Origin of the sequence: Hyphomicrobium sp. MC1 (assembly GCF_000253295.1) — a bacterium.
GTDB lineage: Bacteria > Pseudomonadota > Alphaproteobacteria > Rhizobiales > Hyphomicrobiaceae > Hyphomicrobium_B.
The window spans coordinates 3,103,383-3,116,495 of record NC_015717.1 but is presented as its reverse complement, the minus strand read 5'-3'; the positions used below and the strand labels follow the sequence as shown (position 1 = coordinate 3,116,495).

Sequence of the window (13,113 nt, the reverse complement as noted above, 5' to 3'; positions counted from 1 at the left end):
GACGCAAAGTGCAGGGCAGAGGATTAAGCAGTGGCTAGTTTGACTGGGTCAGCCGCACAGCCTGATGGCGAGCCAGGACTGGATTCGCTTCCTGTCTTTAGATCCCTCTCGGCCGAGACAAGAGCAGACCTGCTCCGGAATTCGGTCGTTCACGGCGCGGCACCGGGAACCGTTCTGTTCGAGCAGGGAGATGTACCGAACTTTCAGCTGATCGTTATCGCCGGTTCTGTTCAGCTGTTCGGCAAATCCGCAGAAGGCCGAGAGGTGCTGATCGAGGTGGTCCGAGCACCAGACCTCATTATTCCAGCCGCAGTCGTAACCGGTGCGCCTTATCTCATGGAGGCTAGGGTACCCGAGTCATCGCGTATCTTGCTTATCCATTCCGACGCGTTTCGACGTGCAGTGGCCGGCGATCTTGCACTTGCGCACGAAATGATCGGCAGCTTGGCGCAACAATTTCGCCGCATGGTCAGACAGATCAAGAATCTAAAGCTCAGGTCCTCAACGCAGCGCGCGGGATGTTATATTTTGGCTCTATCGAAGCGCCAGGGGACGTTGGATCGCGCGGTACTTCCGTACGAAAAAAATCTGATTGCGTCCGAACTTGGCATAACACGCGAATCTTTCTCGCGTGCCCTGTCGGCATTGGAGAACTTTGGGATACGGGTGGACGGCCAGACGATCACCATTCTCGATCCCAAGCTGCTAGCGGCAGAATGCAAACCAGACCCTCTAATTGATGAAGGCGAAGCGCCAGATTCGCTAGGGCTCCTGCGCGTTCGCGCATAAGCTCAGGTCCGACATCCTCGCGCAACAGCAGACCGTCGCGGGAAAATGGTAGGCTCGATTTTTTCTTCGGGAACTTGAAGGCTAGTTTGCGTGAGGAATGGCAGCTCTTCCCCTCTAAACGGTGGGCGCGGGTGCGAATGTTCGACCTTACTGAAATTGCCAAATTCGACATCTTCGCCGGGCTGGCGTTCGAAGACCTTGAAGGTCTTCTGGCACGCTCTCGGACTATCCGCATTATGAAGAAGGGAGAGATCTTCGCTCAAGGCGCCGAGGCGCGGTCTTTCTTCGTCTTAGTCGACGGTTTCGTTCGCGCGACCAAGACCACAGGGGAAGGCTACGAGGTTACGGTTCGCTATGTGTCGCCGGGCGAAATTTTCGGCGCGGCGGCGGCAATCGGTATAGACCACTATCCGGCCGCGGCTGCCGCTGTAACGGATGCGACTATTCTGCGCTGGCCGTCATCGCAGTGGTCAATACTCGCCGAAAGACATCCGGTCCTTGCAACCAATGCCCTTCGAACCGTTGGAAGCCGACTTCAAGATGCACACTCGCGTGTCATTGAACTCACAAACGAGGAGGTTGAGTGCAGGATGGCGCGAACGTTGTTAAGGCTTGCGGACCGAGTCGGCCGAAAAGTTGATGAGGGAATCGAGATCGAGATTCCCCTGCGCCGCCAAGACGTAGCACAACTTGCGGGGACCACGTTGCATTCCGCGAGCCGTGTTCTCAGCAGCTTTGGGAATGATCGCCGGGGAAATTCTTTGGTCGACAAAACCTGGGATCATCTACTAAAGCAGCAATTGTTTTGGCATTCGGACAATAGTCTTCCCATCCCGGCGGGTGGCGAGAATCCATCATACCTTCCAGACATCTTCGCTTGTCCGCACATAACGCGCACCTGCTCCTGAGCAGGAACAGCAAGTCGGGCGAATGGCGTTCGATGCTCTTGGGATTAATTCCTAAAGCCGTCAGCCGCCATCCGACCAGGGCATAGAGATGGGCCGGTGGATGTTCTGTAAACCGTTCGGGGCGACTTTCCTGTCGTGATCGAGTTTGCTTGAAAAACCGCTTCGTGAAGCCAATGCTCTTGTCTGGCATGAACCGCCTCCGTTGCCGCTTTTTCTCCGTGCAACATTCGCGAATTCTTGCGTGCGCTTCTTTGCGCTAGAGCAATGTTTGGCCTCCTCTCGATGCCGTACCCACTCGCTAGCTGCAGCGTGAAGCCATAGAATTGGTAGACGCCCGCTCAAGCCAAACGACCGGACATCAATTCCGGCCCTCCAAGCTTATTCTTAGGGGCCAGAAACGGCTGTTTGCTGTGCTAGAACCGCTGCTGCCTTCCGTTTTGAAGCGGACATACCGACGACGCCGAAAGTGATTCCGCAACTCCGCAAATCCAATGTCGGCTTATGGGACAATGCAGACCATATCCCCATGGCGGCGCGGCTATGGGTCGGAGCTAGTCAGCGGAAGCGGAAATCGCGCTCGGAAGGTGCGCTAAGTTGCCGGTCAATCAACTTTAACTATGATGACGAAGTTCTCATCTTCATCATCTCCGGCGCGCCAATGAAAAAAGCTCAATCAATTCAGCTTCTGAAGCTTCACCGGACCGGACGAAGATGAGAACTCTTCGTCGGAGTACTGGCCACTGCAGCCCATAATTCACATCCAACCTATCGTCGCTGTCTCTGCATGCCGCGCGTAAACAAACACCACAGCGGACAACCTCGCTTGTGCTCCACTCACAGCGGTCCAACACAGGCTATCAGGTTGGCAGGAAACCGGGGCGCATACCCATCAGCTAAATGAATATGCGCCATAGTTTGACTCTCACATCATCAAACAATCAGTAGTCCCAGAATACCGGAACCCAACGGAAGGCATCTCCATCGACAGCCACGCGGCCGACGGATGGGAATGGCAGGTGGGTGGCGACCAGAATCTCACCAGTTTCGGCCAGCTCCCGCAAAAGGCGGATGCGAACCCGGGCAGCTTCTTTGGGGTCGTGTTCGAAGCCGTTGTGCCAGTCGGGGTGCTCAAACCCGACAGCGAACACCGCGTCTCCGGCAAACATTAGCCGTTCGCCGCCGGAGGTGAGGCGCACCACGCTATGCCCAGGCGTATGGCCGCCGGTGCGCTGGACGACGACGCCTGGTGCCACCTCCTGCTCTTCATCGAACAGCCGTAGCTGGCCACTGTACTCTTTCACGAACTGCTTGGCGGCCGACCGCAGCGCGTCGGGGAATCCCGTCGGCATAGCGGTCTGCGAGAAATCAGGTGACTCCCAGAACTTCACCTCAGCGGCGGCCACGTGAATGCGAAGGTCGGGACGCAGCCGATCCTTTATCCCATCGACAATCAGACCGCCAACATGGTCCATGTGCATGTGGGTCAGCACAACGTCGGTTACGGCTGAAAGATCGATACCGGCGGCGTCCAACCGCTTGACGAGCTGTCCCGCGCGCGGCAGGTGCAAATCCGGATCGGACCCGAGTCCAGCGTCGATGAGAATGGTCTGATCGCCGCTACGGACGACGACCGCATTCAGTGCCCAATCGAATGCATCCGGGGGCAGAAACATGTCCTTCAACCAAGCTGCCCTGTCTGCCTGACCGACGTTGGGTCCGAGCATCGTGGTCGGCAATGGAAGCACGCCATCGCTGATGACCAGCACATCGATATCGCCGACCCGCACCGCGTACCGCGACGGAACCAACTCTTCGGGCCGCGAACCGGCGAGTTGCGAGGTGGTGTGTAAGTTCATTTACTGCTCCTGTGGAATGTTGAAAATCGTCTGTCCGATTGTCGAAAATTCCGCATCCTTAGTCTGGGGCGGATCTGCGCTGCGGAACTTTCAGGCGGTGATGAAGGAGAAGAGTTCTCTGTTCACGAGATCGGCGTGCGTCGTGGACATGCCGTGGGGTAATTTGTCGTAGATCTGCAGGGTGCTTTTTTGCAGAAGCTTTGCGGATAGCGGCGCGGAGTCCGCAACGGGGACGATCTGATCATCGCCGCCGTGCAGGACGAGGGTCGGAATATCGATGCTCTTCAGATCCTCGGTGAAGTCCGTCTCCGAGAACGCCTTGATGCCATCGTATTGCGCCTTGGCTCCGCCCATCATCGCCTGGCGCCACCAATTCTGAATGACTGATGGCGACGACTTAGCGCCCGGCCGGTTGAAGCCGTAGAAGGGGCCACTCGGGAAATCGATGTAGAATTGCGATCTATTAGCCGCGAGTTCGTGGCGCAAGCCGTCGAATACCTCAATCGGCAGGCCACCCGGGTTGGCTGCTGTCTTCAGCGTCAGGGGCGGAACTGCGCCGATAAGAACGAGCTTCGCAACACGTCCCTTGCCATGGCGTACAACATAGCGTGTGGCTTCGCCGCCGCCGGTCGAGTGTCCGATATGGACGGCATCGCGAAGATCAAGGTGGTCGACGACCGCAGCTGCATCGGCGGCGTAGTGATCCATATCGTGGCGGTCGCTGGCTTGGCTCGAGCGACCATGACCGCGCCGGTCGTGCGCGACAACACGATAACCTTTGGCCACGAAATAAAGCATCTGGGCGTCCCAGTCGTCGGAGCTCAGCGGCCAGCCATGATGAAAGACAATCGGTTGCGCTGATTTGGGGCCCCAGTCCTTGTAAAAGATCTCGACACCGTCATTGGTTGTGACGGTGGACGTCTGATTGGCGCCTCGCGAGCCCGAGGCGCTTCTTGCTTCGGTCGGAAAGGCCGCTGCCGCCGATGTCGCTCCCACGAGCGTAGAGGCCAGCACGTTTCGGCGGGGCGTATCGGTGAGGCTGTTGATCAAGTTCGGACCTGTCACTGTAAATCTCCATTTGTCGTTCATATCGGTTGGAAAAAAGCGGGTTGATGGGCCTTCAAGGCTGGAGCGCGCCAGGCTGCCGCCTCTCGCAAATGGCCCACGCCGTGATCGAGAGGCCGAGAATTGCCGGCAGCGTTACGGCTGGAAAATCGCGAGGAATGACAGAAGCCGAGCAGATACCGACGGCGACTTCCCAGAAGTGAAAAAGCGCGTGACCGGCGAGCCAGAGCGACGGTGCGCCCCACAAGACGATGCGGAGATCGGGTCTGCGAACCCCAAGGAGAAATCCGCCGCCGATGAAGAGGAAGATCAACCCGATGTCGCGCACAAAATGTTGATTGAACGGACCTGTCGTCGTTACACCGGGCACGACGATATACCAATTTTCCGGCGCAACGAGCATGAAGATGCCATTCGCGATCGCCGCTATGCCGAGCCCGAACGCGACGGCAAGTGAAACTGATTTTATCATGTTGATCACTCTGTCCACGAGGTGGAGAATTTACGCAGCCCACCGGTCGCGCAGCCAATCGTCGAACCGATGCCTTCCAAGGATGGCCTTGTCTGCGGGAGTCAGGGACTTGTCGTTGAGCTCGGTGCCAAAGTAACGGGCATGAATATCGGCAATGACCCTCCGGCCATCGCCAGTCGCAGACAGGTAGCGGCGCCCGATCTCGTCGAGAGGAATTTTTTCAGGTCCCGCCACCTCGACAATGCCGTTGACCGGATTTCCGACGGTCAGATCGGCCAATGCGGCGGCCACATCGTCCGAGAAAACGGGTTGCAGGAAGGCCGGAGACAAATGGACGTCGTTGCCTTTGGTGGCCGACTGCGCGATTGCGCCGACAAACTCAAAGAACTGCGTCGAGCGTAAAATCGTAAAGGGAATTTTCGAGGCTTTGATCAGTGCTTCTTGCGCAACTTTAGCCCGGAGATAACCGCTTTCGGGGAGGCGGTCGGCGCCGACCACCGACAATGCGACATGATGCGTGACACCTGCCGCGGCCTCCGCCGCGAGAAGATTGCGTCCCGACGTTTCGAAGAATTCGAGAACGGCCTTGTCTTCAAAAGACGGAGAATTGGCAACGTCGACGACAACCTGTGTGCCGGACATTGCTTCGGCCAGCCCTTCGCGTGTGATCGTATTGACGCCTGAGTTGGGCGAGGCGGCGATGGCTTCGTGGCCCATTTTCCGCAAATGCGGGATGAGTTTCGAGCCAATGAGGCCCGTGCCTCCGACAACCACGATTTTCATCGAACATCTCCGAATTGAACGCCGCAACCGAGCGGCGCCAAGGAAGATGGCGAAGGACGCAGAAAACGTCTTTGTCGCTGTCTTGAAAAAGGCTTTGGTTTATCTTGAAAATTCGTCCAAGCGGGCTTTAAGCCTATGCTATTGACGCTTCATAGCTAACTTTTGCCAATTCCAATGGAGTGGCACGGTGCGTTTTCTGTTTAAGGATTATGTCCTCGATCCCGAGCGACGAGAATTAACGCTCGCGTCCAGTTCGGTACCCGTTGGCCCTCAGGTCTTCGATGTTCTTTTGTATCTCCTCCAAAACCGCGACCGGGTCGTCAGCAAAGACGATCTTCTGGAGGCTGTATGGGACGGACGAATCGTATCGGAATCGACAGTTACGAGCCACATAAATGCCGTTCGCAAAGCCATTGGCGACAATGGCAACGAACAGCGCCTCGTGAAGACCGTTCCGCGAAAAGGCTTTCGCTTCATCGGCGATGTTAGAGAAGCTCGATGCGTCAACGAGACAGCCGCAGGAGTCGGTTTACCCGAGGAGGTCACCCGAGCGACGCTTCCCCTTTTCAACAAACCATCGATCGCCGTGCTGCCGTTTCAGAGTTTGTGCGGAGATCCGGAGCAAGCCTATTTCGCCGATGGCGTCGTCGAGGAAATCATAACAGCCTTGTCGCGCGTCCGTTGGCTATTTGTTATCGCCAGAAACTCAAGCTTTGTTTATCGAGACTGTGCTTTCGACGTCAAACAAATCGGAAAGGAACTCGGCGTTGGCTACGTTCTCGAAGGCAGCATGCGCAAATCTGCCGATCGCGTACGCATAACCGGTCAGCTTATTGACGCAACGACCGGCGTTCAGCTCTGGGCAGAGCGTTTCGAAGGAACGGTCGACGACATTTTCGAACTGCAGGATCGAATTGCAACCAGCGTTGCCGGCGCGATTGCGCCCCGTGTCGAACTCGCAGAAATCGAACGGACAAGAAATAAGCCGACCGGCAGCCTCAATGCTTACGATTGCTATCTGCGCGGACTGGCGCATGTGCATCGCGGGACCCGCGAATCCATCGATCAGGCTTTGCCACTGTTTGAAAGAGGCATCGAACTTGATCCCGAATACGCTTCGGCCTACGCGATGGCGGGCTGGTGTTATTTCTGGCGCAAGGTCAATGGATGGTGCACGGATCGCGAATGGGAAACGCGCGAGGGAACTAGGCTGGCGCGGCGTGCCGTCGAGTTGGGCCGGGACGACGCCGTCGCACTCACGCGCGGTGCCCACGCCTTGTCACATCTTGCGGGCGATCTTGATTCCGGAATCGCCCTTGTCGATCGCGCGAAGTTTCTAAATCCGAACCTTGCCGCAGCCTGGTTCCTCGGCGGCTTCCTCAGGACGTGGCAGGGAGAGCCGGACGATGCGATCGCCCATTTCGAACGCGCCATGCTCCTTAACCCGCTCGATCCCGAACTTTACCGTATGCAGGCCGGAATCGGAATGGCGCATCTCTTTGCTAGGCGCATCGATGTTGCATCTCATTGGGCGGAATTGTCTTACAGGAACTTGCCGAGCTTTCTGATGGTGGCTGCGCTCATCGCAGCGACCAGAGCGCATTCCGGCCGCATCAACGAAGCCCAACAGGCTATGGGCGAGCTTCGCGAACTCGATCCATCGATCCGCATCTCAAATCTGAAAGATTGGCTGCCCATTCGCCGTCGCGAAGACTTAGCGGTTTTCTCCGAAGGGTTGCGCCTTGCAGGGATGCCGGAGCAATGACTGGGACGTCTAGCATCACACTGGACTAAGTATATCCATTTCAGTTCCGGCCCTAGGCGGACCTCATGACCGGCCGATCCTACTTCTGCTGATGCTGAGGAAGCAGAAATCACGCATCCGGCGTGCGATAACTTTGTCATCAATCAACCTTAACGGTGATGCAAAAGTTCTCATCTTCATCATCCGGCGCGCCGGGAAGGATTCGAACCCACGACCCCCAGATCCAAGTTCTGTTTTCCGGTCGTGGCGATATGAGCGGATTGACGACACGCCAGTACGCCCGGCTAGTGCAGGAGTGGGTAGCAAGCATCGGGCTTGATCCGACCAAGTTCGGCACGCATTCCCTACGGCGCACGAAGGCGGTGCTTATCTGCCGGCGGACGTGCTGTCCAGCTTTTGCTCGGACATTAAAAAATCGAAAGCACGGTCCGCTATCTCGGCATTGAGGTCGACGACGCGATCGAAATCGCCGAGAAGATCGACATCTGACGCACGGCTTCAATTCACACCAGCAGCTTTTCACCGCCTTGACGGTGATCAAATGGACGATAGCAAACCTTTGTCGTCGGGGCTCGGGTGTGCCACCTTTGCCGTCGCAATGAGAGCACTGGCTGGAAGTCGGTGCCTGACGGCTTGTCGAAGGTTTTTATGGGTCTCAATCGCTCCTTGTTTTTTTCCGAGCTCGGGTTGGATGACGCCGAGGCCCAAGGAAGGCTCCAAGCGGAAGGCTATAACGAACTCCCGCGAAGTGAACGACGCACGTTGCTCCGCATTGTATTCGAGGTCCTGCGAGAGCCGATGCTTGCGCTCCTCCTCGCAGCCGGCGGCGTCTACCTCGCTCTCGGAGACCTCAGGGAGTCGCTCGTTCTACTTCTTTTTGCCACGATGTCGGTCGGTATAACAGTGATCCAGGAAACACGTACAGAGCGTGTTCTGGAGGCGCTGCGGGATCTGACTAGTCCTCGCGCCCTGGTCATTCGTGGCGGAGAGCAAAAGCGTATCGCCGGTCGCGAAGTCGTCCGTGGTGATCTGGTGATCCTTGCTGAGGGCGACCGCGTTCCCGCCGATGCCAGGATCATCCGGTGTCAGGACTTGCTCATTGATGAATCCCTCCTGACGGGTGAATCCGTTCCAGTCAGCAAACGTCCCAATGTCAAACAGGAGGAGCCCCATGAGCTTCGGCCCGGCGGCGATAATCTGCCGTACGTCTTTTCCGGGTCCTTGGTCGTACGCGGGGGAGGTCTCAGTGAAGTGACCGCGACCGGCGTCCGCAGCGAAATTGGAAAAATCGGTCTTTCACTTGAAGGCTTGGACGTTGAGCCACCGCGATTGCAGACTGAGACTCGCCGCGTCGTGCAGAATTTTGCCCTGGTTGGCGGAGCGGTCAGCTTGCTCGTCGTCGTGCTCTACGGATTGCTTCGCGGCGGTTGGCTCGATGCCACCCTCGCGGGTATCGCGCTTGGAATGTCGATGTTGCCTGAGGAGCTGCCGGTTGTCATCACTGTGTTCCTGGCGATGGGCGCCTGGCGCATTTCAAAAGCACGCGTACTTACGCGACGAGCCGCAGCGATTGAAACGCTCGGTTCTGCGACAGTCCTGTGCACGGACAAGACTGGCACGCTGACCGAAAACCGGATGTCGATTGCTGAACTCCGAACACTGCATGGGAGCGTTTTCTGCCCGCAAGATGAGGCTGACGCCAAAATTCCAACCAATCTACGCGACGTCCTCCAGTTCGGCGCACTTGCGAGTGCAGTCGATGCCACGGATCCTATGGATCGCGCGTTCCTTGAGTTGGCGCGAACACACGGACTAGAGGCGTCAGGATGGGAGCACATCCACGCTTACGGGCTTCGGCCCAACCTGCTCGCTGTCACGAACGTGTGGCGGGCCACAGGAAACCACCGTGAATTGGTTATCGCAGCCAAAGGGGCCCCCGAAGCGATCGCCGCACTTTGCCACCTTGGCAATCAAGATCGCGCAGCTCTTTCGCGCGTCGTCGATGCCATGGCCGACGCAGGACTCCGCGTCTTATGCGTCGCCCGATCAACCTCAGCGGGTGAGGTACTGCCGAAATCGCAGCACGAATTCAAATTCGAGATGCTCGGCCTTGCCGGGCTTGCCGACCCATTACGGAAGACCGTGCCAGCCGCAGTCCACGAGTGCAGAACAGCCGGCATCAAGGTGGTAATGATTACTGGGGACTATCCCGCGACCGCCAAGGCCATAGCCCGCCGAGCTGGTCTGAGCGTCGAATCCGTCATGACCGGAGAAGAACTCGATCGGCTAAACGAATCAGAGCTCGTATCTCGCGTCCGATCCGCAACGATCTTTGCGCGGATCATGCCCGAACAGAAGCTCCGCATCGTCAACGCTTTCAAGGCGAACGGGGAAACGGTGGCCATGACCGGAGACGGGGTCAACGACGCACCCTCACTAAAGGCGGCGCACATCGGGATTGCTATGGGAGGACGCGGAACAGATGTCGCGCGCGAGGCTTCATCCTTGGTCCTGCTCGACGAGGATTTTGGATCAATTGTGAAAGCGATACGCCTAGGCCGTCGCATCTACGACAATATTCGCAAGGCCATGGAATTCATCTTCGCCGTCCACGTACCGATCGCCGGTCTGGCTATCCTGCCACTCGTCTCCGGCTTACCGGTGATATTTTGGCCCATCCACATCGCATTCCTGGAAATGGTGATTGACCCCGTCTGTTCGTTGGTCTTCGAGGCCGAAGTCGAGGAAGACAACGTGATGAAACGTCCGCCCCGCCGACGCGAGGAACCTCTTTTTTCCAAAGCCCTCATCATCTGGAGCCTCTTTCAGGGTCTGATGGTGTTTGGCGTCGTCGCCTTCGTTTTTGTCCTGGCCTGGAACCGCGGCATGGCGGAAACTGAGGTCCGGGCCCTGACGTTCTTTTCCCTCGTCACAACGATTGTTGGACTAATTTACGTCAACCGCTCGTTCGGTGCCTCGGTCACGACAGCAATCCGAAGGCCGAACCGCGCTCTGGCTACGGTCCTCATCGCAGTCGCCGCGATGTTAAGCCTGACAATCACGCTTCCAGTCGCAAAGAGCCTCTTCCATTTCGGAACCTTGCACTGGGATGATCTCGGTGCGACGCTGGCAGCTGGCATTCTGTCCCTCGCCCTCCTTCAACAGCTGAAGCCGCTATTTCAGGAAAAGAGGTAATGCTAATCGAGTTCATCAACTCGCCGACCAAATTGAAGCGGGGCGGAGATCGTAGGGCACCCGCTCGCCAATAGGCCCAACCCATAAATGATTGGCCGCAGATTGGACTCGCTGACGTGGCGTATCAGCCGTGGGAAGGTAACCGCCTAACGACAAATCAAGACAGGTACCGTGCTTTGCGCGACGACGCGATTGGCTTCACTGCCGAGCACCAGCCGCGGAATGCCTCTTCGGCCATGAGAGGTCATTACGATCAAGTCGCACTCTCGTGTCTTGGCAAGATCAAGTATTCCTTCCGCCGGGTATTGATTTTTGACATGCACGGTCTCGCAAGCAACGCCATTGGCTGCCGCCGTCGCCGACACAATCTGCAAGATCCTCTCGGCGCTCGATACAACGGCCTTCTCGTAGTCCTCTCTGGAAAACACCACCGCCACCTCCGCAGGAACCGACGCCGCAAACGGTTCCGTCACGGTGACCACTGTCACTTTCGCGCCGAGACCTCTTGCCAAGCTCAAACCTTGCTCAACAGCCTTCTTGGACAGCTCAGATCCATCCGTTGCAATGAGCAAGTGTTTGAACATGCGCCAATCCTCGACACCTAACGTACCCGATGCTTAGAACTCATCAGGTGGACGACGTGAAAGCAGTTTTCGGCCGGTGAACATTGCCGACGTAATACTGCCGCCCTCGTGGATCTCGGTCATCACGACCGCCGCGAGATGAAGGATAATGGTGACAACCAACGCATAGAACCCGATTTCGTGCACTTCCACGAACGGCTTCCGAAAGGCACGCATGCTGTCAAACGAAGCCTTATCGACGAGTTCGGGTGAGCCTGGAAGGACCGCGGTCGGATCGACCCCTGGAGCCGCGACCCAAGCTGCAAACCAATGTCCGAAGGGCGGCCAAAAGAGATCCGTTCCCGCTATGACTAATCCCGTGACCAACTGAACCATCAGCAGCAGAAAGAGTATCGCGACTCCGATCCGCGCCAGCGGATTGTGCCCCACGTATTGTTGCGGCTCGCCGGAAGCAAACGAAGCCATGTAGGCCCGCAGTGAAGCTCCGTAACCGGGCCCGCCAGGAAGAACGCTACGCCATCGCGAATAATGGCCGCCTAAAAACGCCCAAACGAAACGCCACAGCAGATTTAGGACCATCACATAGCCAAAGGAAACGTGGACGCTTTTGAGGGTTATCTTACCCGCAGTCGACAAGCCGAGCTCGTTGTCGAATAGGACGACAAGCCCAGTGACGATGAGACCGACGACCGCGATCGCGTTGATCCAATGAAACCAGCGCGTGGTTGCATCCCAAGCGATATACTCTTTGTATTCGGTCATCACGCTTCCTTGACGGGCATGACATCTCGCTCATAGAGTTACCCGCTGAGATTTGAAATCCTTGATGTGCGTCAACGAGACGTTCGCGATGGCCTGCCCATAACGATGGGCGAAGGGCAGATCAAATCGAGAGGCTAATTGCATGAAGCGTACCGTATTCGTGGGAATGGCCTTCACCGCCGCCTTTGCCGCGATCGCAAATGCGGAGCAAAATGCGCCTTCACCCAGTGCAGCGTCGAATGACGAACATGCTGACAAGAATTCCGGTCATGACGTCGACAAAGCAATCGACGATGCCGCACAGTCGACCAAGTCAGCCATCGATTCAGCCAAGGAAGCTGCAATCGACGCTATTGAGAAGGCGAGGCGCGCCGTTAAAGAGGCACTGGAAAGAGCCAAACCCCACATCGGCTCCTCGATTGACAAGGCGAAGCGGGCCTCAAGCGAAGCCTTGGAGCACGCCAAGCGCGCGACAGAAGAGGTCTTGGACAAGGCCAGAGATGCAACCGACGATGCCTTAGGAAGTGCAAAACGCTCGGCCGATGCAGCGCCCGCCATCAGCAAGGAAGATTCCGATCGCTCCGCTAAGCCTGGAATCGCGGGTGAAGGCACCTACTTGGCCTACTGCTCCCTGTGCCATGGTATCGGCACTGGCCCGGGCATGTTTGCAGATGCACTGAAGAAGCCTGCACCTGATCTCACCGAGCTTGCAAAGCGCAATGGTGGAATGTTTCCCCGAGCACGGGTCGAGGCCGTCATTCGAGACGGCGGGATCACTGGTCACGGAACGATGCACTTGCTTGCCTGGGAGAAATACTTCCGCCAGGACGCACCCGCGGAGCGAGCGGATCAGGTCATTGAGGATCTTGTATCCTACTTGGAAAAGCACCAAGCACCCTGAGACGACGGCACCGCGCACACGTTCGAACTGCAG

At 57.3% G+C, this 13,113-nt stretch carries 11 protein-coding genes and 1 pseudogene; 6 read left to right on the top strand and 6 right to left on the bottom strand.

Annotated elements, in window-relative coordinates:
- Window positions 1–30: 30 nt before the first annotated feature.
- Together HYPMC_RS15075 and HYPMC_RS15070 are read left to right on the top strand one after the other, a co-directional pair.
- Window positions 31–789, top strand: a complete 759-nt coding sequence (locus HYPMC_RS15075) for a cyclic nucleotide-binding domain-containing protein (protein WP_013948856.1) — start codon at window positions 31–33, stop codon at window positions 787–789.
- A 137-nt stretch (window positions 790–926) separates the two neighbouring features.
- Window positions 927–1,697 (top strand): Crp/Fnr family transcriptional regulator, encoded by a 771-nt coding sequence (locus HYPMC_RS15070; protein WP_013948855.1) that lies wholly within the window; start codon window positions 927–929, stop codon window positions 1,695–1,697.
- 938 nt (window positions 1,698–2,635) lie between these two features.
- On the opposite strand, the gene HYPMC_RS15065 is transcribed toward HYPMC_RS15070, so the two are convergent.
- From HYPMC_RS15065 to HYPMC_RS15050, 4 genes are all read right to left on the bottom strand, one after another.
- Window positions 2,636–3,553, bottom strand: a complete 918-nt coding sequence (locus HYPMC_RS15065; RefSeq protein ID WP_013948853.1) for an MBL fold metallo-hydrolase — start codon at window positions 3,551–3,553, stop codon at window positions 2,636–2,638.
- A gap of 90 nt (window positions 3,554–3,643) precedes the next feature.
- Window positions 3,644–4,618 (bottom strand): alpha/beta fold hydrolase, encoded by a 975-nt coding sequence (locus HYPMC_RS15060; protein WP_013948852.1) that lies wholly within the window; start codon window positions 4,616–4,618, stop codon window positions 3,644–3,646.
- A 55-nt stretch (window positions 4,619–4,673) separates the two neighbouring features.
- Window positions 4,674–5,090, bottom strand: coding sequence for a hypothetical protein (locus tag HYPMC_RS15055; RefSeq protein ID WP_013948851.1), 417 nt, complete (start codon window positions 5,088–5,090; stop codon window positions 4,674–4,676).
- Window positions 5,091–5,120: 30 nt separating this feature from the next.
- The gene (locus HYPMC_RS15050) at window positions 5,121–5,873 is read right to left on the bottom strand and encodes an SDR family oxidoreductase (protein ID WP_013948850.1); all 753 of its coding nucleotides are present in this window, start codon (window positions 5,871–5,873) and stop codon (window positions 5,121–5,123) included.
- A gap of 187 nt (window positions 5,874–6,060) precedes the next feature.
- Here HYPMC_RS15050 and HYPMC_RS15045 point away from each other — a divergent pair, with 187 nt between their 5' ends.
- The 3 genes and pseudogenes from HYPMC_RS15045 to HYPMC_RS15040 all read left to right on the top strand — a co-directional run bounded on the left by HYPMC_RS15045 (window position 6,061) and on the right by HYPMC_RS15040 (window position 10,833).
- A complete protein-coding gene (locus HYPMC_RS15045) occupies window positions 6,061–7,638 on the top strand; it encodes a winged helix-turn-helix domain-containing protein (protein WP_013948849.1) in 1,578 nt (525 codons plus the stop codon).
- 230 nt (window positions 7,639–7,868) lie between these two features.
- Window positions 7,869–8,127: pseudogene (locus HYPMC_RS24740) on the top strand (tyrosine-type recombinase/integrase); the annotation flags it as partial.
- A gap of 159 nt (window positions 8,128–8,286) precedes the next feature.
- Window positions 8,287–10,833: a cation-translocating P-type ATPase gene (locus tag HYPMC_RS15040; protein WP_013948847.1), complete on the top strand. Its 2,547-nt coding sequence runs from the start codon at window positions 8,287–8,289 to the stop codon at window positions 10,831–10,833.
- Window positions 10,834–10,979: 146 nt separating this feature from the next.
- Here HYPMC_RS15040 and HYPMC_RS15035 read toward each other — a convergent pair whose 3' ends face one another.
- Both HYPMC_RS15035 and HYPMC_RS15030 read right to left on the bottom strand, forming a co-directional pair.
- Window positions 10,980–11,405 (bottom strand): universal stress protein, encoded by a 426-nt coding sequence (locus tag HYPMC_RS15035; RefSeq protein WP_371199497.1) that lies wholly within the window; start codon window positions 11,403–11,405, stop codon window positions 10,980–10,982.
- A 45-nt stretch (window positions 11,406–11,450) separates the two neighbouring features.
- Window positions 11,451–12,179 carry a cytochrome b/b6 domain-containing protein gene (locus tag HYPMC_RS15030; RefSeq protein ID WP_013948845.1) on the bottom strand — a complete coding sequence of 243 codons (729 nt, stop codon included), beginning with the start codon at window positions 12,177–12,179 and terminating at the stop codon, window positions 11,451–11,453.
- Between the two features lie 142 nt (window positions 12,180–12,321).
- Here HYPMC_RS15030 and HYPMC_RS15025 point away from each other — a divergent pair, with 142 nt between their 5' ends.
- Complete coding sequence (locus tag HYPMC_RS15025) at window positions 12,322–13,080, top strand: hypothetical protein (protein WP_013948844.1); 759 nt, start codon at window positions 12,322–12,324, stop codon at window positions 13,078–13,080.
- Window positions 13,081–13,113: the final 33 nt, after the last annotated feature.

What these genes read in the sequence shown, in the direction of transcription:
- HYPMC_RS15070 (WP_013948855.1), top strand. Translation starts at nt 927, where the DNA reads ATGTTCGACCTTACTGAAATTGCCAAATTCGACATCTTCGCCGGGCTG.
- HYPMC_RS15065 (WP_013948853.1), bottom strand. Translation starts at nt 3,553, where the DNA reads ATGAACTTACACACCACCTCGCAACTCGCCGGTTCGCGGCCCGAAGAG.
- HYPMC_RS15055 (WP_013948851.1), bottom strand. Translation starts at nt 5,090, where the DNA reads ATGATAAAATCAGTTTCACTTGCCGTCGCGTTCGGGCTCGGCATAGCG.
- HYPMC_RS15050 (WP_013948850.1), bottom strand. Translation starts at nt 5,873, where the DNA reads ATGAAAATCGTGGTTGTCGGAGGCACGGGCCTCATTGGCTCGAAACTC.
- HYPMC_RS15040 (WP_013948847.1), top strand. Translation starts at nt 8,287, where the DNA reads ATGGGTCTCAATCGCTCCTTGTTTTTTTCCGAGCTCGGGTTGGATGAC.
- HYPMC_RS15030 (WP_013948845.1), bottom strand. Translation starts at nt 12,179, where the DNA reads ATGACCGAATACAAAGAGTATATCGCTTGGGATGCAACCACGCGCTGG.
- HYPMC_RS15025 (WP_013948844.1), top strand. Translation starts at nt 12,322, where the DNA reads ATGAAGCGTACCGTATTCGTGGGAATGGCCTTCACCGCCGCCTTTGCC.